The sequence below is a fragment of the Blastococcus sp. VKM Ac-2987 genome (genome assembly GCF_026967805.1).
In the GTDB taxonomy this organism is placed as follows: Bacteria; Actinomycetota; Actinomycetes; order Mycobacteriales; family Geodermatophilaceae; genus Blastococcus.
The window spans coordinates 743,543-765,269 of the sequence record NZ_JAPVBG010000003.1; the positions used below are offsets into that span (position 1 = coordinate 743,543).

At 76.4% G+C, this 21,727-nt stretch carries 14 protein-coding genes; 6 read left to right on the plus strand and 8 right to left on the minus strand.

All coding sequences use genetic code 11. The features are described from left to right. Nucleotide 1: 1 nt before the first annotated feature. The 5 genes from O2W17_RS18805 to O2W17_RS18825 form a co-directional block, all read right to left on the minus strand. Complete coding sequence (locus O2W17_RS18805; RefSeq protein WP_269193976.1) at nt 2–1,075, minus strand: lysylphosphatidylglycerol synthase transmembrane domain-containing protein; 1,074 nt, start codon at nt 1,073–1,075, stop codon at nt 2–4. After that, nucleotides 1,072–3,510: a phosphatase PAP2 family protein gene (locus tag O2W17_RS18810; RefSeq protein ID WP_269193977.1), complete on the minus strand. Its 2,439-nt coding sequence runs from the start codon at nt 3,508–3,510 to the stop codon at nt 1,072–1,074. The genes O2W17_RS18805 and O2W17_RS18810 overlap by 4 nt, the downstream gene beginning before the upstream one ends. Nucleotides 3,511–3,583: 73 nt before the next feature. Further along, a complete protein-coding gene (locus tag O2W17_RS18815; protein WP_269193978.1) occupies nt 3,584–6,433 on the minus strand; it encodes an alkaline phosphatase D family protein in 2,850 nt (949 codons plus the stop codon). Further along, nucleotides 6,430–8,841: a PEP/pyruvate-binding domain-containing protein gene (locus O2W17_RS18820; RefSeq protein ID WP_269193979.1), complete on the minus strand. Its 2,412-nt coding sequence runs from the start codon at nt 8,839–8,841 to the stop codon at nt 6,430–6,432. The genes O2W17_RS18815 and O2W17_RS18820 overlap by 4 nt, the downstream gene beginning before the upstream one ends. Next, nucleotides 8,838–9,137 (minus strand): hypothetical protein, encoded by a 300-nt coding sequence (locus tag O2W17_RS18825; RefSeq protein ID WP_269193980.1) that lies wholly within the window; start codon nt 9,135–9,137, stop codon nt 8,838–8,840. The genes O2W17_RS18820 and O2W17_RS18825 overlap by 4 nt, the downstream gene beginning before the upstream one ends. Nucleotides 9,138–9,384: 247 nt before the next feature. Between O2W17_RS18825 and O2W17_RS18830 the strand changes: the two genes are divergently transcribed. From O2W17_RS18830 to O2W17_RS18840, 3 genes are all read left to right on the plus strand, one after another. After that, nucleotides 9,385–11,061 carry a hypothetical protein gene (locus O2W17_RS18830; RefSeq protein WP_269193981.1) on the plus strand — a complete coding sequence of 559 codons (1,677 nt, stop codon included), beginning with the start codon at nt 9,385–9,387 and terminating at the stop codon, nt 11,059–11,061. Between the two features lie 136 nt (nt 11,062–11,197). Further along, the gene (locus O2W17_RS18835; protein WP_269193982.1) at nt 11,198–12,529 is read left to right on the plus strand and encodes an MBL fold metallo-hydrolase; all 1,332 of its coding nucleotides are present in this window, start codon (nt 11,198–11,200) and stop codon (nt 12,527–12,529) included. Next, complete coding sequence (locus O2W17_RS18840; RefSeq protein WP_269193983.1) at nt 12,526–15,048, plus strand: HAD-IC family P-type ATPase; 2,523 nt, start codon at nt 12,526–12,528, stop codon at nt 15,046–15,048. The genes O2W17_RS18835 and O2W17_RS18840 overlap by 4 nt, the downstream gene beginning before the upstream one ends. 120 nt (nt 15,049–15,168) lie before the next feature. Here the strand turns inward: O2W17_RS18840 and O2W17_RS18845 are convergent, their stop codons facing one another. The 3 genes from O2W17_RS18845 to O2W17_RS18855 form a co-directional block, all read right to left on the minus strand. Further along, nucleotides 15,169–15,954 (minus strand): hypothetical protein, encoded by a 786-nt coding sequence (locus tag O2W17_RS18845; RefSeq protein WP_269193984.1) that lies wholly within the window; start codon nt 15,952–15,954, stop codon nt 15,169–15,171. Nucleotides 15,955–16,190: 236 nt separating this feature from the next. Then, a complete protein-coding gene (locus O2W17_RS18850) occupies nt 16,191–17,600 on the minus strand; it encodes a WS/DGAT/MGAT family O-acyltransferase (RefSeq protein WP_269193985.1) in 1,410 nt (469 codons plus the stop codon). Nucleotides 17,601–17,608: 8 nt separating this feature from the next. After that, complete coding sequence (locus O2W17_RS18855) at nt 17,609–19,132, minus strand: long-chain-fatty-acid--CoA ligase (protein WP_269193986.1); 1,524 nt, start codon at nt 19,130–19,132, stop codon at nt 17,609–17,611. 220 nt (nt 19,133–19,352) lie between these two features. Between O2W17_RS18855 and O2W17_RS18860 the strand changes: the two genes are divergently transcribed. The 3 genes from O2W17_RS18860 to O2W17_RS18870 all read left to right on the plus strand — a co-directional run bounded on the left by O2W17_RS18860 (nt 19,353) and on the right by O2W17_RS18870 (nt 21,630). Beyond that, nucleotides 19,353–19,673: a hypothetical protein gene (locus O2W17_RS18860; RefSeq protein WP_269193987.1), complete on the plus strand. Its 321-nt coding sequence runs from the start codon at nt 19,353–19,355 to the stop codon at nt 19,671–19,673. Nucleotides 19,674–19,807: 134 nt separating this feature from the next. Then, nucleotides 19,808–20,797 carry an ATP-binding cassette domain-containing protein gene (locus tag O2W17_RS18865; protein WP_269193988.1) on the plus strand — a complete coding sequence of 330 codons (990 nt, stop codon included), beginning with the start codon at nt 19,808–19,810 and terminating at the stop codon, nt 20,795–20,797. After that, nucleotides 20,794–21,630 (plus strand): ABC transporter permease, encoded by an 837-nt coding sequence (locus O2W17_RS18870; protein WP_269193990.1) that lies wholly within the window; start codon nt 20,794–20,796, stop codon nt 21,628–21,630. The genes O2W17_RS18865 and O2W17_RS18870 overlap by 4 nt, the downstream gene beginning before the upstream one ends. Nucleotides 21,631–21,727: the final 97 nt, after the last annotated feature.

The following is a 21,727-nucleotide window of genomic DNA, read 5'->3' on the forward strand; positions in this document are numbered from 1 at the left end:
CTCAGCCCCGCGCCGCGCCGGGGAGCACGCGTCCCGCACCCCGGCGCCACAGCACCCACGCCAGCGCCCCCAGCGGGATGGGGAGGAACCAGGTGAGCAGGCGGAACACGAGCACGGTGCCGGCCGCAGCGGCGCCGTCCACGCCGATGGCGACGAGGCCTGCGACGTAGCTGAGCTCCGCCACCCCCAGCGCTCCGGGCGTGATCGGCACCATCGTCACCAGCCGGGTCACGGAGAACACGGCCAGCACGGCGAGCCACGACGCGTCGGCGCCCTGCCCGTCGACCGCGCGCAGGCAGCCGAGCAGGAGCACGAACAGCGCCGTGTGGCTGACCAGCGCGGCGGCCGTCAGCTGCGGCCACCGGTGGCGCACCAGATCGAGGGACGCCTGCCGGAAGCCCTCCGTCTGCACCACCCAGCCGGTGGGTGCCCGGCGGCCCCACCGGCGCAGCGCCCGACCGGCGATCCGCTGGGCGGCGCCGGCCAGTGCCGCGGCTGCGCGGCGCGAGGTGAGGGCGAGGACCAGCGCCGTGATGGCGAGCACGAGCAGACCGCTGCCGAGTGCCGCGGCCGCCGTGAGGGCCGGCGTCGTGTCGTGGACCAGCACGAGCCCGCCGAGGGCCACGGCCGGCATCGCGAGCTTCACCAGGTTGTTCCAGACGCCGGTCAGGGTGACCGCCCGGGCGATGGCGGCGGGCGCGATCCCGAAGGAGTGGTACATGGCGGCGGTCGTGCCCACCCCGAAGGCGAACCCCACCGGCACCGTGTTGGCGATGGCTGTGGACGCCTGGTCGGCCAGCACGGCCCGCCACAGCCGCAGCCCCGGCACGGCGGCCACCCACAGCGGCGCGTACGAGAGCACGTTGACCACCGCCAGCACGGCGATGGCAGCGCTCTCCCCCCAGGTGAGGGACCGCACGAGCGCCCAGGCCTCGCCGTAGTCGGCGATGCGGGGCAGGACACCGGCGAAGACGGCCACCACGACGGCCACCGTGAGCAGGGTGCGTGCCCCCCGGCTGGTCAGCACCACCCGAGCCCGGTCGGAGCGAGGACGGTCGAGCTGCACCACGTTCACGGGCCGAGGCGGTGGTCGAATTGTGCGGTGAGGGCCGCACCGGCCGCCGCGGGGAGCCAGAACGTGAGCAGCCGGAAGAGCAGCACGCCGGCGCAGGCGCTCGCCAGCGGTGCACCGAGCGCCGTCAGCGCCAGCAGGAGCGCCACGTCGGCGGCCCCGGGGGCGGCCGTGACGGGCACCAGCGACCACAGCAGGTGCAGCGCGCCGTAGACCGTGGCCGTGGCCAGTAGCGCCACCTGGCCGCCCACGCTGTGCAGCGCCGCGGCCAGCACCGCCGCCTCGAGGAACACACCGGTCACCGTCCACGCCACCTGGGCGCCGCGTCGCCACACCGGCCCCTCGGTGCGCTGCCGGCGGGGGGCGAGCAGCTCGCGGAGGGCCCGGCCGACGTCCTCCCGGACCAGGGACGGCGCCCCCCTGCCGCGGGAACGGCGCAGGGCGAGCCACTGGCCCGTCAGCACGAGCGCCCAGGAACCCAGGCCCACGAGGACGGCGGGGACGAGGGCCTCGGGAGTGCGCCAGCCGGTCAGCCGTCCCTCGACGAGCGCCAGCACCAGCGTCGTCCCGGCGACGACGACGGCGGCCACCGCGGCTCCGGCGGTGAACCGGGCCAGGGCCGCGACCGCGGCGTCGGGCAGGACGCCGGCACGCTCCAGGAAGCGGGCGGCCGCGCGCCGCCAGCCGTCGCCACCGTGCAGCAGGGTCGCGGCGTCGGCCACCATCCCGGCGCCGTACGTGCGGCCGAGAGCGATCCGGCGGTCCACGGTCAGCAGCGCGCCGGCGGCCATGGCGGCGCGGGCCAGGACGGCGAGGGCGAGCGCCGCGCCGAGCCACCGCCAGCCACCGCGCTCGACCGCCTCCGCCAGCGGGGCGGCCCCGGCGAGCAGCGGCACGCCCACCAGCGCGCCGATCGACCCCAGGACGACGGCGGCCCTCGCCGGCCGCCCCGGTGGCGGGAACTCCGGACGGTGCGGATCGGGCAGACCCAGCTGCGCCCGCACCTCGCTGCGCAGCAGGTCGAGCAGGTCGGGCCGGGCGCGCAGCCGTCGGCGGGTGTCCGCCGAGAGGCTGAGGGGGGCGAGCGCCGGCAGGGCCGCCGCGACGTGCTCCGCTCCCAGCCGGGCCACGGCCGCGTCGACGACGACGCGGGGTTCGGCCATCAGCGCGAGGGAGGCCATGAGCTCGGCGACGTCACCGGCGAGGGAGTCGTCCGAGGCGCCGGTCAGTGCGTTGCCGAAGTCGACGATCCAGGGCCGGCCGTCCTGGTCCACCAGCACGCTGGCCGCGACGAGGTCGTTGTGGGCCACCCGTGCGTTGCGCAGCAGGCCGACCTGCTCCCAGACGCCGGCCAGCAGGTCTGCGGTGACGGCCGCGGGTGGCAGCTCGTCGAGCGGTAGCGCGGGCACGAACTCCTGCACGACCACCGCGCCCCGGTCCCCGCCCCGGGCCAGGAGGACCCGCGGGGTCCGCACCCCGCGTTCGCGGGCGGTCATGGCGGCGACCGCCTCGTGCTCGGCCTGCTGGCCGAGCGGTGCGACGGCGTCGGCGTCCTTCACGTCGCGGACGGCGAGCAGGCGGTACAGGCGGTACAGCCAGTCGCGCTCGGCGCGGTCCGACTCCAGGTACTTCACGTACAGCCGGCGGCCCTCCGGCGTCGTGGCCTCGAACGGGTGCGAGCTGCGGGCGGCCACCGCGGCGGGGCGGAGCTCGTGCACGGGCAGGCCCAGGCGGGACAGCAGGCGGCGCAGCCGGGAGGCGTCCACGTCACGGCGCGGGACGCCGAACACCCAGTGCACCAGCGAGCCGATCGCCCAGCCGACGGCCGCGCCCCCGACGACGTCCAGGGGGAGGTGCGCGCCGACGTAGATGCGGGCGAGCGCGACGGTCCAGGCCAGTACCCACACCGCCCGCCGGGTGCGCCGGGACAGGTAGGGCACGGCGGCGGTGGCCAGGGCCGCGGCGACCGCGGAGTGCCCGGAGATGAAGCCGAGACCGGTCACCGGCCCTTCGGGGAAGTTCACCTCGACGGCGAAGCCGCCGGGCCGCTCCCGCCGGACGACGCCCTTGACCAGGTCCGCGGTGACGTAGGCCAGCAGGCCGGAGACCAGCAGGTCCCGCGCCATGCGCACCTGCCGCGCGGCCAGCGCGGCGGCGGCGACCACGGGGACGGCGACCACGTTGCCGAGCTGCATGACGACCCACACGACCGGGAAGACGGCCGGTGGCAGGTCGTTGACCAGCTGGAAGAGGTCGCGTTCGAAGGTCGGCAGCTCGCCGCGCTGCGCCACCAGGAAACCCAGCCCCAGCACGGCGGCGCCGAGCACCACCCGGACGAGGTCCACGGCATACCGGTGCACCGGGGAGCGGGGGGTGGGGGCCGGTTCGGGGCCGGTCGGACCGGCGTCCCGGTGCCCCACCTGCAGCTGCGTCGTCACCGTAGGAGTGCACCGCGGGGGTGTCCCCGGTCAGCAGGGTCTTCCGACCCCGACCCGGGTGCCTCCCGTCCCGTCAGGTCGCGGGCGCGGCCATCGTCACCCGGTGGGAGACGAGCCGTTCCCCGGTCCACGTCCAGCCGGCGAGGGTGACGGTGACGGCGCTCCCGCCGTCGTCGTCCACGGTGACGGTGCCGAACTGCCCGGCGCCCGGGTAGGCGCCCTCGCTGTAGGGACCACCCTTGACCGAGCCGGGGCGGTCCAGGGCCGCGGCGTGCAGGAGCGGGAAGCCGGCTCCGCCCGCGGTGCTGTAGTCGGTGTGGCTGCCGTCGTCGACGGCGACCATGTGGGCGTCACCGGAGAGCATGACGAGGTTGTCGATCCCCGCTCCGGCGATGACGTCGGCGAGCTCGCGCCGCTCCTCGGCGTACCCGCCCCAGTCGTCGCGGCCGGGCTGGTCCGGAGCCACCCACGGATCCGGGTTGACCCACAGCACGGCCGCGTGCGTGCGGGCTGCGCGCACCAGCTCGTCCGCCAGCCACGCCTTCTGCTCGGCGCCGAGCATCGACGTCGCGGTGCGCGCCGACCGGGTGTCGGTCAGCACGATCCGCACCCGGCCCACGGTGAAGGCCTGGTGCACGGCACCGTCGGCGGGCAGCGCGTGGTGCGGGACGTACTCCCGGTAGGCCTGGCGCGCGGCCGGTGCCACGGGGGATGAGCCGTCGGACCCGTCCCCGCCGAAGTCGTGGTCGCCCCACACGTAGGCCACCGGGACCTCGCGGTACAGCGCCGCCTGCGCCGGGGCGGTGAGCACGGTCTCGTAGCGGTCGCCGAAGGCGCCGACGTCGTTCCGGGTGACGTCGGCGTAGTGCAGGTCGCCGGTCTGCAGGTAGAGCAGCGGGTCGACGTCGCGGATGGCGTCGAACACCGCGCCGCTGGAGCCGGTGCGCGCGCAGCCGGACACGGCGAGCGTGAAGGACGCCGGGCCCTCGGGTGCGGTCCGGAAGCTGCCGCGTCCGCGGCCCTCGTCCGGCCTGCCGTCCACCTCGACGACCCAGTGGTACTCCGTGCCGGGCACCAGCCCGTCGACCGGGAGCCGCACCACGTCGCGCTCGGTGGGGACGGCGGGCTCGGAGCGCACCGGCTCGCCGCCCGCGGCCGGGGCCACCACCAGCCGGGCCGCGGACGCGGGGCCGTCCAGGCCGGCCACCACCCGGGCCGACCGTCCGGTGACGCCCCCCGACCAGGCCCACAGCACCTGGTCGACCTCGACGGCGAGCGCGGGTGAGACCGGGTGCGCCGGTCCGAACAGCCGGTCGAAGACGGCGGCCGACGCGCCGTAGGTGCCACCGAGCACCAGCGCCGTGACCAGCGCCAGCGTGGTGACGGCGCGCATGGAGCTGCGGTGCTGCCACACCAGCCAGAAGCCGACGGCGGGCACCAGGAAGGCGGCACCGATGAGCACGCTCACCCAGGGCTGGTAGGTGAGGGCGGCGAAGATGCCCAGCGACGTGCCGGCGAGCGCTGCGAGCAGGGCGCCCACCGCCTCGAACCGGAGTGCGACCAGCAGCCCGACGGCCGCCAGGCCGAGCAGCCCGAGCTGGACCGCGCGGGACGTGGTGGGGCCCATGGTGTCGCCCTCGGGGCTGGTCGGCAGCCCCTCGACCAGCGCGAGGACGACGAACAGCAGGAGGGCGGCGGCGAGCCACCCCCGGGCCAGCCGGCGGACGGCCCGTTCCCGGGTGGGGCCCAGCGTCAGCAGGCCGGGGGACGGCGTGGCGCCCGCCGGCTGCCAGGGACAGCCGGAGCAGTCGCGGTGGAACCGTCGTCGCTCCAGCGCCCACCACGTCGTCAGGACCAGCGCCGTGCCGACGAGGACTCCGGCGCCCACGTCCGACGGCCAGTAGAGCCGGTCGCGCACCAGCAGGACGGCGTAGCCGGCCAGCAGGACGACCGTCCCGGCGAGGACGGCCAGGGCCGGGCGGCGCCGCCGGCTGCGGACGTACACCGCCAGGGGCACGAACCCGGCCAGCAGCGTCGCCTGGAGGGCGGGCCCGCTGGGCAGCGAGTCCAGCATGCCGGCGAGGGGGCCGTCGGGCGGGTGCGCGCGCTCGACCGCGTCGGTGAACCACAGGTGCACCACCAGGGCCGCACCGACCACGGTGAGCTGGCCGAGGGCGAAAGGCGGGCAGCGGCGGGTCAGCAGGCCCACGAGCACGGCGAGCGCGACGGCGACCGGTATCGCGCCGACCAGCTCCAGCGGCAGGCCCGTCCACCCGGGTAGCTCGGGCACGGCCTCGTCGACGCCCTCCAGCAGTTGCGGCGCGCCGGCGACGGTGAAGACGAACTGGGCCGCCGCCGCACCGGTGAGCACCGCGGCCCAGCCGAGCAGGAGCACCCCGAGGCCGGAGGGGGCGCCCGGTGGCGGTGGGCGCCGGCCGAGCGGGGTGCCGGCCAGCAGCGGCCGTACCGGACCCGGGACCTCCGGCCAACGCAGGAAGACCACCAGCGCGACGGCGGCGACCGCGGCGAGCGCCGCGGCAGCCAGCAGGAGGAGGGCGTACATCCAGGACACACCGGCGCCGAACAGGCCCTCCGCCTGGGTGTAGTTCTTCGTCGCGCCGCGCGCCCCGTAGCCGGCCAGCCCCCCGGCTGCGAGCGCCAGGAGGAGGTAGTGGACGCGCAGCCGCACACCGGCCGTGAGGGCGGTGTCCGGCGGTTCCCCGCTCCGGACGGACCGGGCGGTCGCCAGGGCGTGCAGCGCCGTCCGCCGGCTCCGGCCCGCCCGGTCGCGGCCGTGCAGGGCGTCCCGGACCAGCGTGAAGGCCGAGACCAGGATCCCGGCCCCCATGATGGCCGGCACGAAGATCTGCGCGCGGTCGATGTCGGCCTGCGCCCACCAGTCCTCGCGCACCCGGCGCCTCACGACGGCTCCTCCGCCGCCCGGGACGACCGCTGCTCGCGGGCCTCCCCGGCGTGCAGCAGCACGGTGCCCGCATCGCCGTCGACGGTCACCGTCCGGCCGTCCAGCACGGAGCTCGCGCCGGTGACGTTGAGGACGGCCGGCACCCCCAGCTCCCGGGCCACGATGGCCGCGTGGGACAGGGGGCCGCCGCGCTCGACGACGATGGCGCCGGCGCGGAGGAACAGGGGGGACCACCCGGCGTCCGTCGCGGCGGCCACGAGCACCTCCCCGACCTCGAGGAGGTCCGGGTCCGGCTCCCGCAGGACACGCGCCCGCCCGGTGTGCCGGCCCGGTGCGGCGGCCCAGCCGTCGAGGCGGTCACCCACGGGCACCGCCACGGGGGCGGTGTCCGGCACGCCGGTGAACCGGACGGGGAGCGGTGGCTCCTCCGTGCGCTGCCGCAGCCAGCGGCGCCGGCGGGCGAGCTCGGCCGGTGCGGGCGGGACACCGGCCAGCGCAGGCGCCAGTTCGCGCTCGCGCAGCAGGTCGACCGCCTCCGCGTCGGGCAGTGCACCGGTCGCGGCCAGCCGTCGGCCGAGCTCCAGGTGCACGCGCCGCACCTCGCCGCCCAGGGCCAGGACCGCGGCCTTGACGTTCTCGCGGCGGGCCAGCCCGTCGCTCGCGTCGGTCACGAGCCGGCGGAGCACGTGCAGCCGCACGTCGACGACCTGCCCGGTGAGGATCCGCACCCGTCGCCACGCCCGCTGCCCGGTCAGCCGCTGCTCCAGCTCGTGACGTGCCGCCTCCCGCTCGGGCCGCCGGGAGCGGTGGTCGGGGAGGGACTCCTGCCCGCTCTCGGCCCACGTCGGACCGGCGAACACCGAGCGGGAGGTACCGGCCGACCGCGTGCGCCGCGCGCCGGCGCCGGAGGTCACCCCCTGCGCCACGGCGGCCGCCTCCTGCTCGCCGAGGTGCCCCGCGAGGGTCGCCTCCAGCTCCGCGTAGGCACCCACCGCGGCCGAGGCCACGGCGAGCTCCACCGTCATGGCGCGCGTGCCCAGGTCGACCATCCGCCGCCGGTAGGCCAGCAGGTCGGCGGTCGGCATCGCCGGCAGCTCCGGCGGGTCGGCGAGGAGCAGGTCGGTGGCGGCGAGGACGACCGCCGCCTCCGCCGTCGCGCGCCGCCGGGCCGAGGCGGCCCGGAGCTGGACCCGCGCGGTCCGCCACCGGGGAGCGGGTGTCCCCTCGTCGGCATCGGGAGCCGCCGAGCCGAAGTACTGGCGCTCCAGCTCCGCCTCCGAGCCGCCCGGGACGCCGCGGGCGGCGGTCTTCAGCAGGTCGAGGTCCAGGGCGGCCCGACCGCGGACGCGGCGCACCAGCTCGTGCGGGCCGCAGCGGTCGGCGGGCAGCGCCCACGAGCGGCCGAGCACGCTGCGCAGCGCCTCCTCGACCAGGAAGGAGGCGACGTCCCACACCAGGGGAGGGAGGACGCCGGGCAGCGTCTCGCCGATCCCGGCGGTGGTCAGCTCGGCGTCGTCGACCGGGGTGTCAGCGCCGTCGTCGGTACGGCCGGGGCCGGTGGTGATGGGCCGGGCCTGCACCACCCAGGTGCGGTCGCCGTCCCACGCCCACTCGACGTCCTGCGGCCGGCCGCCGGCCGCCGTCTCGACCTGGAGTGCCAGCTGCGCCGCCTCCTGCACCTGGCGGGGTGCCCCGGGGGCGTCGAGCGCCTGCCGCGGGAGCAGCCACACGTCCGGGGTGCGGGCGCCCGACACGAGCGCCTCGCCGAGCTCGGGCACGGCCTCGACCCGCACCCGGTCCGGGGAGCCGCCGGGATCGACCGTGAAGACGACACCTGCCGAGCGCGCCGGGACCATGCGCATGAGCACCGCCGGCATGGCGACGTCGTCGCTGCTGATGCCCCACGCCCGCCGGTAGGCGCACGGCGCCGGGTGCCACAGCGAGGCCCAGGTCAGGCGCACCGCGTGGAGGACGTCGTCCGGTGCCACGTCGAGCGAGGAGCGGTACTGGCCGGCGAACGAGGCGCCGGCCATGTCCTCCACCGTCGCGGAGGACCGCACGGCCAGCGGCGCGCCGCCACCGACGGCCCGAGCCGTGGCGACGAGCTGCTCGTGGAGGGCCGGCGGGACGGGGACCGCGAGGAAGGCGGCATCGACCTCGGCCGCGGGGACGGTCTCCCCGGCGCGCAACCGGGCGAGCAGCCCGGCCAGGCCGGGCTGGGCGGCGACGGCGCGGTAGGTCGCCGCGGTGACCACCGCTGTCGGCGGGACCGGGAAGCCCGCCTGGACCAGGCGGTCCAGCGAGGCGGCCTTGCCCCCGAGCTCCTCGGGCACGGACGGGTCACCCCGGCGGAGCACGATCACCCCGGGCGCGGTGACCTGGGCGCGGGCGCTGGCCGGAGCGGTCACCGGACCGGGTCCTCGGTTCTCGTCAGGCCGGCCCGGTAGGCGGCCACGCACCGGTCGGCCAGCCGGTCGGCGGGTTCGCCGGTCGCCGCCCCCTGCCGGCGCAGCCAGGCCGCGAGGTCGGGGCGCAGCGAGATGCGGGCCCGGGAGCGCAGGACCTCCCAGAGGGCCACCGACAGGACGACGACGACGGCGGCGAGCAGCACCACCAGGTCGTCCGCGCCGTCCCGGGACGCGTCGACGAGACCGACGAGCACCCCGGCCAGGGCGAGCAGCAGGAGCGGCAGCAGGCGGGGCACGAGGACTCCCATGGACGGTGGACGGGGCGGGACCGACGCTAGGCGCGCCCGGGAACGTGGCCCCGGGTCCACCGACCCCAGCCGCAGGGACCTTGGGCCGCTGAGGCGCCGGCGACGACCGCGGATCGACGGGACGTTCGACCCTGCCGTGCGGGACCGCGGGCCCGGGTCCCCGACCGGGCAGCGGGTGACGATGCCGGGAGCACCGCCGGGACGCGACCGTGCGGACGGGCGGGGAGGACGGCAGGTGGAGACCGGACACCGCAGCCGCATCGGCGACCTGGAGGTGCGCCGGCCGCGCTGGCCGGACGAGGACCGGAGGCGCCGGCCCTCGGGACTGGAGCCCGCCGGCCACGGCAGGATCCCGCGGCCGGTCTGGGGGTGGTCGCTGGCGGTGGTCGTGGCCGTCGGCGGGCTGCTGCTGCGCAGCGCGCACCCCGGACTGGTGGACGACCTCGACCAGGCGGTGCGCGACCTGCTCACCGGGGAGAACGGTCGGCCTCCGGGATGGGCCCGCGACATGGACGGCGTGGGGCCGGCGCTGGGGTACCGGGTGCTGTGGATCCCGGTCCTGGCGGTCCTGGCCTGGACCACCCGGTGGCGGCACCTGATGGTGTACATGGGCACCGTGTCGGTCGTCGCGGCCGTGGCGCAGCTGGCCCTGGGCCACGCGAGCCTGGCCCGGGCCGTCCGCGACGAGGTCACCGGCTCGCCGGAGGCGGTGGAGCTGCCGGCCTGGCCACTGCTGGTCCTCGCCACCGTCGCGACGGCGACCCTCTTCGTGCTCACGCCGTCGGGGCGGCCACGACGGTGGGGGTGGGCCGCGCTCGTCCTCGTCCTGGCCGTGGTGGCCGCCGGCCGGGTGGCGATGGGGCACGACGTGACGTCGAGCGAGCTGCTCAGCGCGCTGCTGGGCTGCGGCGTGGCCGCCGTCGCGTTCCACCTGCTGGCGCCCGAGCGCGCCTTCCCGGTGACCTTCCGCCGGGAGGTCAAGGCCCACCTGCGGCTCGACGGGGAGCGCCGCGAGGCCGTCTTCCGGGCGGTCCAGGAGCAGCTCGGGTTGACGCTGACGGCCCTGGACCCCTACCGGCTGGACGGCTCGGCGGGCTCCACCCCGTGCCGGCTGCGCGTGGCCGGTCCACCCGAGGAGCTGCTGTTCGGGAAGCTCTACTCCAGCACCCACCTGCGTTCGGACCGCTGGTACAAGCTCGCCCGCGTGCTCCGCTACGGGCGGCTGGAGGACGAGGCGCCCTTCTCCTCCGTCCGCCGGCTGGTCGAGCACGAGGACTACATGCTGCGGCTGCTGCGCGATGCCGGCGTCCGCGTGCCGGAGCCGGTCGGCGTGGTCGAGGTCGCGCCGGGACGGGAGTACCTGCTGGTCACCGAGCTGGTCCCCGGAGCCGTCGAGATCCTCGAGGCGCCGGTGGGGGACGACCTGGTGGACGACGCGCTGGCCCAGATCCGGCGGCTCTGGGCGGCCGGCGCCGCGCACCGGGACGTCAAGCCGTCCAACGTCCTCGCGCAGGGCTGTCGTGCCGTCCTGGTCGACGTCTCCTTCGGCGAGCTGCGCCCCTCCCGCTGGCGGCAGGCCGTGGACCTGGCGAACATGCTGCTGATCCTGGCGCTGGCCGTGGGACCGGAGCGGGTGCTCGAACGGGCGGAGGCGTTCTTCGACCGCGACGAGCTGGCCGAGGCCTTCGCCGCCACCGGATCGGTCACCGTGCCCCGGCAGCTGCGCCGCCGGATCGACGGATCCGGTCGAGACCTGGTGGCGGAGTTCCGCGGGCTGCTCCCGCCGCACCCGCGCATCCGCATCCAGCGGTGGAGCCTCCGGCGGCTGCTCCTGGCGCTGGCCACGGTGGGCGGCGTGACGGTCGGGGTCGCCGTCGCCGCCCTCAACCTCCGGGCCGGCGGCCTGCTCTGAGCCCTGCCGCCCGCCGGACGCGTCGTTCCGACCGGGGACCAACGGCCCGGCGCGACCGGGCCCTCGGACACCACGGACGACCGGGGCCGGCTGGTCGGATGGTCCCGGAGCCGAACGATGCCCGCAGAGGAGCGACATGGACGCCGACGTCGTCGAGGCCACGGTCCACCGGACCGCGCCGGTCCTGGTCGCCCCGGACGTGCACCGGCTGACGCTCGGCCCCGGCCCGCTCGCCTCGAACGTCTACCTCGTGGGCACCCGGTCGTCGTGGGCGCTCGTCGATGCCGGCTGGCCCGGCAGCGCCGGTGCGATCCGCGGGGCCGCGGAGCAGCTGTTCGGGGCGGGGACCCGCCCGGAGGCCGTCCTGCTCACCCACCTGCACCCCGACCACTCGGGTGCCGCCGGCGAGCTCGCCCGCTCCTGGGGGGTCCCCGTCCTCGTCCACCCGGCGGAGCAGCCGATGGCGGCCGGGGTGTACCGACCGGAGTTCGCGATGCCCCTGGACCGGTGGGTCGTGGTCCCGTTCATGCGCCTGCTCCCGGCCGCGGTCCGCCGTCGTGCCGAGGACGCGGGGAACATCACCGACGTCGTCCGGTCGCTGGACCCCGCGGCGGATCCGCCCGGGCTGCCGGGGTGGGACGTCGTGGCCACCCCCGGGCACACCCCGGGGCACGTCGCCTTCCGCCGACGGTCCGACGGGCTCGTGATCACCGGCGACGCCCTGCTCACCGTGGACCTGAACTCGCCGCGGGGGTGGCTCGGCGGACGGCCACGGCTGGGCGGTCCGTGGTGGTTCACGACGTGGGACCGGGCGGCGGCGCGCCGGTCGATCGAGGCCGTCGCGGCGCTGCGTCCGTCGGTGCTGGCGACCGGGCACGGGCCGGTCCGCGGCCTCGACACCGACGAGCCGCTCCGGGAGCTGGCCGCCCGCACCCGGGTGCGCGGCCCGGCGTCCGGGGGCTTCCTCCGTCCGGTCACCTACGCCGGGGAGGGCCGGTACCGCCCGCCGCCGCGGACGTACACCCGGTTCCAGTGGCTCGGCTTCGTCCTCACGGCCCTGGGCCTGAGCCCCGGCTTCGTCGTCACGCTCGAGGTCCCGGGCCGTCGGACGGGCCGCATCCGGCGCACCAACCTGGTGCGGACCGATCTCGAGGGGCAGTGCTACCTGGTGGCGCTGGCCGGCGAGTCCGAGTGGGTGCGCAACGTGCGGGCGGCCGGCGGCCGGGTGGTCCTCGGGCGGCGGCACCGCTGCGCCGCCACCCTGGTCGAGGTGCCGGTGGAGGAGCGACCGCCGGTGCTGCACGCCTATCTCCACCGGCCGGGGCGCGCGCCGGGTTCGCGGGCGATCCTCCGGGAGGCACGCGCCTACTTCGGCGTCGACGGCGACCCGACCCCCGACCAGCTGGCGGCGGTGGCCGACCGCCACCCCGTCTTCCGCGTGCTGCCGGCGCCACCCGCGTCCTCGTGACCGGTGCCCGGCCCGGAGCCGGCCGGCGCGTTCCGGCCCCGTGGCGCCCGGCACCCGGCGACGAGGGCGTCCCCGCACCGGCGGCCGGGCCGCCCGGGACGCCGTCGTCGGGCTTGTCGGCGTCGGAGGTCGCCGAGCGGGTGGCCGCCGGCCTCAGCAACGCGTCCACCGTCCGCACCAGCCGCACCGTGGCCGAGATCGTGCGGTCCAACGTCGTCACCTTCTTCAACGGACTGCTCACCGCGCTCTGGGTGGTCGCCGCGCTCACCGGACGGTGGCAGAACGCCCTCTTCGGCGGGGTGGTGGTCGCCAACGCCGCGATCGGGATCGTCCAGGAGGTGCGCGCGAAGCGGACGCTGGACCGGCTGGCGGTGCTGAACGCCCCGACGGTCCGGGTCGTGCGGGACGGTGCGACCACGGAGGTGGCGGTGGCCGACGTCGTCCTCGACGACCTGCTGGAGCTCCGCGCCGGGGACCAGGTGCCGGCCGACGGCGTGGTCCGCTCCGCCACCGGCCTGGCGGTCGACGAGTCGCTGCTGACCGGTGAGTCCGAGCCGGTGGCCAAGGCGCCCGGGGACGCGGTGTGGTCCGGGGCGATCGTGGTGGCCGGCCGGGGCGGCGTCCAGGCCACGGCCGTGGGCGACGACGCGTACGCCGCCCGCCTGGCCACGGAGGCGCGGCGGTTCACCACCACCTACTCCGAGCTGGTGGCCGGCACGAACCGGCTGCTGCGCTGGATCGCGGTCGTCCTGCTCGTCGTCGCGCCCGCCGTGCTGTGGAGCCAGTTCCGCAGCGAGGACAACGTCGGCTGGCGGGATGCGGTCACCGGCACGGTGGCCGCCCTGGTCGGGATGATCCCCGAGGGGCTGGTGCTGCTGACGACCCTCGCGTTCATGGTCGCCACCGTGACCCTCGCCCGCCGGCAGACGCTGGTGCAGGAGCTGCCGGCCGTGGAGGGCCTGGCCCGGGTGGACGTCGTCTGCCTCGACAAGACCGGCACGCTCACCCACGGCGACGTCCGGTTCGACCGGCTGGAGCGGCTGGGGGAGGAGGGGCACGGTCCCGGCGACGACGAGGTGCGCGCCGGCCTCGGCACCCTGGTGGCCGCCGACACCGCGAACGCGACGGCGGCGGCCCTGGCCGAGCGGTTCCCGGCTGCCGGCCCGGCCGCGGTGCAGGTGGTGCCCTTCTCGTCGGCGCGCAAGTGGTCGGCCGCCCGCACGGCGGCCGGGAGGACCTGGGTGCTCGGTGCTCCGGAGATGGTGCTGCCGGCCCCCGGAACGGGCCCGTCCGCCGGCGCCCGGGACCGCGCCGACGAGCTCGCCGCCGAGGGGCGCCGGGTGCTGCTCCTGTCCTGCTCGCCCGCCGCGCCCGTCGTCACCGGGGAGGACGCCGCACTGCCGCGCGGCCTCGCGCCGGTGGCCCTCGTGGTGATGGCCGAGCACATCCGGGCGGACGCCGCCGAGGTGCTGGGCTACTTCACCGACCAGGGCGTCGCCCTCAAGGTGATCTCGGGGGACAACCCCCGCACCGTCGGTGCCGTGGCGGCGGCCGTGGGCGTGCCCGGCGTGGTGGGGGCGGTCGACGCGGTGGACGCCCGGATGCTGCCCGAGGACCCCGACGAGCTGGGCGCGCTGCTGGAGACGGCGAGCGTCTTCGGCCGGGTGACCCCGCACCAGAAACGGGCCATGGTGCAGGCGCTGCAGCGGCGCGGGCACGTGGTCGCGATGACGGGGGACGGCGTGAACGATGCGCTCGCGCTCAAGGACGCCGACATCGGCGTGGCCATGGGCAACGGCTCGCCGGCCACCCGCGCCGTCGCCCAGCTGGTGCTGCTCGACGGGCGGTTCGCGCACCTGCCCGACGCGGTGGCCGAGGGTCGGCGGGTGATCGCCAACATCGAGCGCGCGGCCAACCTCTTCCTGGTCAAGAACGTCTACTCGCTGGTGATGGCGCTGATCACCGTCGTCACCCTGGCCGCCTATCCGCTCGCGCCGGTCCAGCTCACCCTGATCTCGACGGTGACGATCGGCATCCCCGGCTTCTTCCTCGCCCTGCTGCCCAACCGGCGGCGCTACGTCCGGGGCTTCGTCCAGCGGGTGCTGCGCTTCTCGGTGCCCACGGGAGTGGTCACCGGTGCTGCGGCGTACGCGGGGTACGCGACCACCCGCTGGCTCGATGCCGGGGGCGGTGTGGCGGCGGCCCGGACCACGGCGACCCTGGTCGTCGCAGCGGTCGCCCTGTGGACGCTGGTCGTCCTGGCCCGGCCGCTCACGGCGGCGAAGGCCTGGCTCGTCGCGGCCATGGCCGCGATCGCTGGTCTCGTCGTGGCGGTCCCGCCGCTCGGCGAGGGGGTGGTCCTGCTCGACCTGTCGGTGCAGGGCGCGGTGGTCGCAGGAGCGATCAGCGTGCCTGCGGCGGTCCTCGTCGAGCTCGCCGCCCGACGAGGCGGGTTGTCGGCGGGTCCGCCGGAGCGGACGACGTCCCGAACCGCGCCGACCGGTTCCGCGGTCAGGTAGCCGCGCGTCAGCTGGCCGCGGTCACGTGGACGCGGGAGGGAGCCCGTGCACCGGATCCCCGCAGCCAGCCGGACCGGCGGCCGATCGCGCGCGTCGGGGCGGGGTCCTCCCGGACCTGGTTCACGGCGACGACCCCGCCCGGATCAGGGCCTGGGGGTGGTGGTCCCCGCACAGGGAGGCGCGGGCGCGGGCGCGGATCAGCGGGGCGTCCAGCGCGTCGGGGAGCAGGGTGCCGGCCCACCCCGCACGCGCGAGCTCCAGGAGGACCCGTTCCACCGCTTCGCCGGACCGGATCCAGGCGAGCTCGTCGTCGGCACCTGTGGCGAGGAGGAGGAACGTGTCCGCGGACACGGCACGGACCGGCCCGGGCGACGCGCCCGCCGCCGGACCGGCGGCACCGCGGTCGCGCGCGGCTGACTCGGGCCCCATGGTCGGCGGGCGTGCCGCGACGGGCACGAGCAGCGCGTCCTCGGCGGCCGCCGCACCGCGCAGCCGGTCCACCAGGGCCGGGGGGAGCGCCCCGTCCGCCGGGAGCCGGCGGCCGACCGGACCGGCCGTCGCGATCGGTGCGAGCGGGGCGAGCCCCGGCTCGGGGCCGCCGCCCACGGGACGCGCGACCGCCAGCAGACCCGGGTCGTCGGCGCACGGGAGCCGGTCGACGTCCACGGCCCATCCCCGCGCGGCGAGCGCGACCCGGACGCCGAGGAGCACGGCTCCCACCCCCTGCAGCGTGCGGCGCCACGGGGACCGGTGGTGGGCGGACCGGTGTGCCGGCACCACCCGCAGCTCCAGGCGGTCACGGTGCAGCACGAGGGCGCAGTCCGGGACGTCGGTGAAGGCGGCGGCCAGCGTCGCGCGGGTCGCCGCCTCCTCCAGCGCCTGCATCCGCTCGTCCAGGGCCGGCACCGAAGCACGTCCGGTCGGATCCGGGTGCACCCGGGGTGCCTGCATCGCGACTGGTCCCACCACGTCCTCCTCACGGCCGGTGCTCACAGCATCGACGGGTGGGGGCTCCCGGACCCGGGTCCTCGGTCCCGGACCGGCACGGTCCCAGGACCCGATCCGCCGGGCATCCGTCGCCGTACCCCTCGCCCGTGCCGGGGCGTCCACCGCCCCGGGCGGGCCGGCGCCCGGCGCCCCGGCTATCGGGCACCGTCCCGCCGGTGCGTTCCCACGGCCGCCCCCGCCGCGGCGCGGAGCTCGCCCAGCCCCGCCTCGATGCCCTGCGCGAGGGCCCAGACGTCGGCGGCGGCGTCGCGGTCGCCGGTGACCCCGAAGGTCACCTGGCCGCAGTAGCTGAAGATCGCCACTCCGGTCCGCATCGTGGAGCCGATCGGCACGTACGGGATGATCTCGAGCAGCCGCCGGCCCAGGGCGTACAGCGGCGTGCGGGGCCCTGGCACGTTGGTCGTGACCGTCACCACCGAGCGCTGCGGCAGGCGGGCGGCCCACCGCACGGGGAGTGCGGCGGCGAGGAACGGCTCCTGCCGCGCCAGCTGCACCAGCACGGCGCCGGCATCCGCCTCGTGCTCGGCCTTCGCCCGGTCCAGGTGCTGCCGGACGGCCACCAGCCGCTCCACCGGGTCGGCGAGGTGCACGGGGAGCTCGGGGAGGAGCATCGACACCTGGTTGTCGCGGATGCTCTCCGTGCCCGGCGCACGCACGGACACCGGGACCAGCGTCCGGACGGTGTGCTCGGTGGGCAGCTCGCCGCGGGACAGCAGCAGGTGCCGGAAGCCTGCGGTGACGGCCGCCAGGACGACGTCGTTGAACGTGCCGCCGAGGGCGTGGCGCACCGCGCCGACGTCGGCCGCGGAGGTCCGGGCGAAGGCGAAGCGCCGGTGCGCCGACAGCCGGCCCGACAGCGACGACGCGGCGGCCGGCCGCAGGGCGCCCGCGAGCGCGGTCACCCCCTGCGCCGCGGCCACGGTCTGCCGGAGGAGCGTCGTCGGCCGGCGGAGCGCACCGGTGACCGCCCGGGCCTGCCGCAGCGGCAGCCGGGCTGCGTCGAGGGCCGCCGCGGCGGCGAGCCGGAGCGGGGACGGAGCGGCTCCGGGGTGCCAGTCGTCGGCGACGGCGGCACCCGGTTCGGGCGTCTCGTCCAGGACGACCCGGTAGAGGTCGGTCCCGGAGACGCCGTCGACCATGCAGTGGTGGACCTTGGAGATCAGCGCCCACCGGTCCTCGGCGAGCCCCTCCACCAGCCAGTACTCCCACAGGGGCCGGTCGCGGTCCAGGCGGGTCGACATGATCCGGCCCATCAGGGTGGCCAGCTCCTCGTCCCCGCCGGGGGAGGGGAGCGCGGTGCGGCGCAGGTGGTAGCCCAGGTCGAAGTCGCGGTCGTCGACCCAGACGGGCGGCCCGAGGTCCAGCGGCACCTCGCGGGCCTTCTGCCGGTAGCGGGGGACGAGCGGCAACCGGCCGGCGATCATGGCCTCGAAGTCGGCTGACGCCGGCGGCGGTCCCTCGAACACCGCGATCGAGGCGATCGCCAGGGAGACACCCGGTTCCTCGTCCTCGGCCTGGAGGAACGCGGCGTCGAGCGGGCTCATCCGGTCCATCAGGCGGTCAGCGCCCGCTTGAGGATCTTCCCGGTCGCGTTCACCGGCAGCCGGTCGCGGAACTCGACGGACCGGGGGTACTTGTAGGGAGCGACCCGTTCGCGCACGTGGTCGATGAGCTCCTCCGCGGTGGCCCGTCGACCGGGGCGCAGGCTCACGAAGGCCTTCACCTCCTGACCGAGCCGCTCGTCAGGGACGCCGACGACCGCCGCCTCGGCGACGGCCGGGTGCAGGTAGAGCACGTCCTCCACCTCGCGCGGGTAGACGTTGTAGCCGCCGCGGATGATCAGGTCCCTGGTCCGGTCGACGACGAAGAAGAAGCCGTCCTCGTCGACGTAACCGAGGTCGCCGGTGTGGAACCAGCCGCCGGCCATCGCCTGCGCGGTCGCCTCGGGGTGCCCGCGGTAGCCCTTCATGACGTTCACGCCCCGGACCACGATCTCGCCGATGTGCTCCCGTCCCGGCGGCAGCGCCCGGTTGTGGGCGTCCCAGATCTCCACGTCGACCCCGTAGATCGGCTTGCCGACGCTGTACACCCGCCGCTCCTCGGCGCTGACGTTGAAGGTGGTCGTCGAGGCCGTCTCCGACAGCCCGTACCCCTCGAGGAGCACCACACCGAACTCGCTCTCGAACTCGTCGATGACCTCGGCCGGCAGCGGTGCGCCCCCGGAGATGCCCACCCGCAGGGCCGACAGGTCGTACCGGGAGCGTCCCGGGTGGAGGAGCAGCGCGATGTACATCGTGGGCACGCCCTCGAACACCGTCACCCGGTCGCGCTGCATCACCTCGAGCGCCGTCGCGGCGTCGAACCGCGCCATCAACGACATGGTGGCTCGGAAGCGGACGCAGACGTTCAGGATGCTGGACAGGCCGAAGACGTGGAACAGCGGCAGCGCGACGAGCACGACGTCGTCGTCACGGATGCCGAACACCCGGCCCGGGGTGTCGGCGTTCGCGTACAGCTGGAAGTGGGTGAGCTCGGCGCCCTTCGGGCGGCCGGTCGTCCCCGCCGTGTAGACGACGACCGCGGTGTCGCCGGGATCGGACTGGTGCAGGGGCGGCCGGCCCGCCACGGGGGTGGCCAGCAGCTGCTCGAACGGGCGGCCCACCGTGGCGGGCGGCATGCCCGGCACGTCCAGGACGACCATGTCCTGGACGCCGGCATCCGCGGCGCCCTTGGCCGCCTCCTCGGCCGAACCGTTCCAGGTGACGAGCATGCGGGCGCCGGAGTCGCCCAGGACCCAGCCGATCTCGCCGGCCCGGAACAGCACGTTGACCGGCACCACCACGCAGCCGGCCTTGAGGATGCCGAAGTAGGCGATGACGAACTGCGGGACGTTGGGCAGCTGGAGGGCCACGGCGTCCCCCGGGCCGAGCCCGCGCGCCTGCAGCCCGGCAGCGAAGCGGTCGGAGGCGGCGTCGAGATCCCCGTAGGTGACCCGCCCGCCATCGACGAGCAGAGCGGGCTTGCCGGGAGAGGTGCGGGCCGCCTCGCGCAGGATGAGGGCCAGGTTCAAGGTCATCGGGGTGCTCCTCGCCGAGACGGTGGCATCGACTGTCCGGGACGCGGTGGACCACGCCAAGCGGGCGGAAGGCCGCCGGACCGGGGACTTCCGGCCCCGGTCGGGCGCGGTGCCGGGGACGCACGAGGACGCGGGTCCCGCGAGACGGGGACCTTGCGCCCTGCCGCCGCGGGATCGAGGTGGGAAAGCTGGTCAGCACCGGCAGACCCGAGGAGGCGTGATGAGCACCGAGGACCGATCGGCGCAGGCACCGGGAGGTCGCACGCGGCGGGACACCGATCCGCTGCAGATGACCGAGGCCGAGAAGCGGATGGCCGAGTGGGAGGCGCGGCACGACGTGTCCGCCCGTGGCCACCGGGGTGCGCCCGACGTCGTGCAGCACTACCTCGCGCACGAGCGGCTCTCCCACGCCGCCGCACCCCGCCCGGCCCCCGGCCGCGCGCGCCCCGTGCCGGTGCAGCCCGCCGTGCCCGAGCCCGAGCCCGAGGCAACGCCCCCGCGCCGGCTGGGGCTGCTGCGTCGCCTGCTCGGCCGGCGATAGCACCGGCCGGCAGCCCCCGTCGCCCGGCGGAGCGCGGTCCCGCAGGGAAAATCGCTGGCGTGCGATGACTCCTCGGCCCACATTCGGTCAGACCCGGCAGAGACGCTCGTGCCGCCCCTGACGTGAGGAAGCCGATGACCGCTCAGCACCCACTCGCGATCGACGCGACCGGGCTCGGGAAGTCCTTCGGGCAGACGCGGGCCGTGGCCGGGGTGGACCTCGCCGTCCCGGCCGGCACCATCTACGGGGTGCTCGGCCCCAACGGCGCCGGGAAGACCACCACCATCCGCATGCTGGCCACGCTGATCCCGCCGGACGAGGGCAGCGCCCGCGTCCTGGGGCACGACGTCGTGTCGGAGGCCGACACGGTCCGCGAGCTGGTGAGCCTCACCGGTCAGCTGGCCTCGGTCGACGAGGAGCTGACCGGCCGGGAGAACCTCGTGCTGCTCGGCCGCCTCCTCGGGTACTCCCGCGCCGCGGCGAGGGACCGCGCGGACGAGCTGCTCGACGCGTTCGACATCGCCGAGGCCGCCGGCCGGCTGGTCAAGCACTACTCGGGGGGCATGCGCCGCCGGCTGGACATCGCGGCGAGCATCGTCGTCACCCCCCGGCTGATGTTCCTCGACGAGCCGACGACCGGCCTGGACCCGCGCTCGCGCAACCAGGTCTGGGAGATCGCGCGGGCGCTGGTCGCCGAGGGGACGACCATCCTGCTCTGCACCCAGTACCTCGAGGAGGCCGACCAGCTCGCCGACGGCATCGCCGTCATCGACCGGGGCCGGGTCATCGCCGAAGGGACGCCGCGGGACCTCAAGGCGTCGGTCGGCACCGGGTCCCTGCACCTCCGGCTGGCCGACGCCGGCCGGCGCGCCACCGCCGCCGAGTTGCTGGAACGCACGGTGGGCCCGGTCGTCCTGGAGCCGGAACCGACGGCGCTGTCGGTCACCGGGGCGGATGCCGGACGGGCTGCGGTCGCCGTCGCCGAGCTCTCCCGCGCGGGGGTGCCGCTCGCGCACTTCTCGCTGCAGCAACCCAGCCTCGACGAGGTCTTCCTCGCCCTCACCGGCCACGCCGCCGAGGAGACGCCCCCGCCCGCCGACACCCTGCAGGAGCACCGGTCATGACCACGACGACCCGCGCGCCCGGCTCCGCCGACACCGCGGCGGTGCGGCGGGCCATCTCGTCCACACCGCGCCCCACCCGGCCGGGGCCGCTGGCGACGGCGCTGGCCTTCGGCTGGCGGGGCATGCTCAAGGTGAAGCACGTGCCCGAGCAGCTGCTCGACGTCACCGTCACGCCGGTGATGTTCCTGCTCATGTTCACGTACCTGTTCGGTGGCGCGATCGCCGGATCCACCAGCGCCTACCTGGACTACACCCTCCCGGGCCTGCTGGTCATGTCGGTGCTGTTCACGACCGTCTACTCCGGGGTCGCGCTGAACACCGACCTGACGAAGGGCGTCGTCGACCGCTTCCGCTCCCTGCCCATCTGGCGCCCGGCGCCGCTGGTGGGGTCGCTGCTCGGCGACAGCGTCCGCTACGTGATCGCCGGGACGGTGCTCATCGTCGTCGGCGTCGCCCTGGGCTTCCGGCCCGACGGCGGCGTCACCGGGGCGGTGGCGGCCCTGGCGCTCGTCGTCGCCTTCTCGTTCGGCCTGTCCTGGGTCTTCTCGGTCCTCGGGCTGCTGATGCGGTCGCCGAACGCGGTGATGAACGCCGGCTTCATGGCCATCTTCCCGCTGACGTTCCTGTCGAACGTCTTCGTCGACCCGGCCACGCTGCCGGGCCCCCTGCAGGCGTTCGTCGACGTCAACCCCATATCCGTCCTGGCGACCGCCTCCCGGTCGCTCATGGCCGGCGCGCCCGACGGTGCGGCGATCCTCGTCTCCCTGGCGGTCGCGGCCGCGCTGGCCGCGGTGTTCCTCCCGCTGACCACGCGGCTGTACCGCAGCCGCTGAGCGAGGCCGGTGGCGCCAGGCGGTGCGGCGCCACCGGCGGGGACTGCGGCGTGCCGCGGTCGGGCACCGCCGTCCCGGTACGCCCGGTCGTGTCGCG

What these genes read in the sequence shown, in the direction of transcription:
- O2W17_RS18835 (WP_269193982.1), top strand. Translation starts at nt 11,198, where the DNA reads ATGGACGCCGACGTCGTCGAGGCCACGGTCCACCGGACCGCGCCGGTC.
- O2W17_RS18850 (WP_269193985.1), bottom strand. Translation starts at nt 17,600, where the DNA reads ATGAGCCCGCTCGACGCCGCGTTCCTCCAGGCCGAGGACGAGGAACCG.
- O2W17_RS18855 (WP_269193986.1), bottom strand. Translation starts at nt 19,132, where the DNA reads ATGACCTTGAACCTGGCCCTCATCCTGCGCGAGGCGGCCCGCACCTCT.
- O2W17_RS18860 (WP_269193987.1), top strand. Translation starts at nt 19,353, where the DNA reads ATGAGCACCGAGGACCGATCGGCGCAGGCACCGGGAGGTCGCACGCGG.
- O2W17_RS18865 (WP_269193988.1), top strand. Translation starts at nt 19,808, where the DNA reads ATGACCGCTCAGCACCCACTCGCGATCGACGCGACCGGGCTCGGGAAG.
- O2W17_RS18870 (WP_269193990.1), top strand. Translation starts at nt 20,794, where the DNA reads ATGACCACGACGACCCGCGCGCCCGGCTCCGCCGACACCGCGGCGGTG.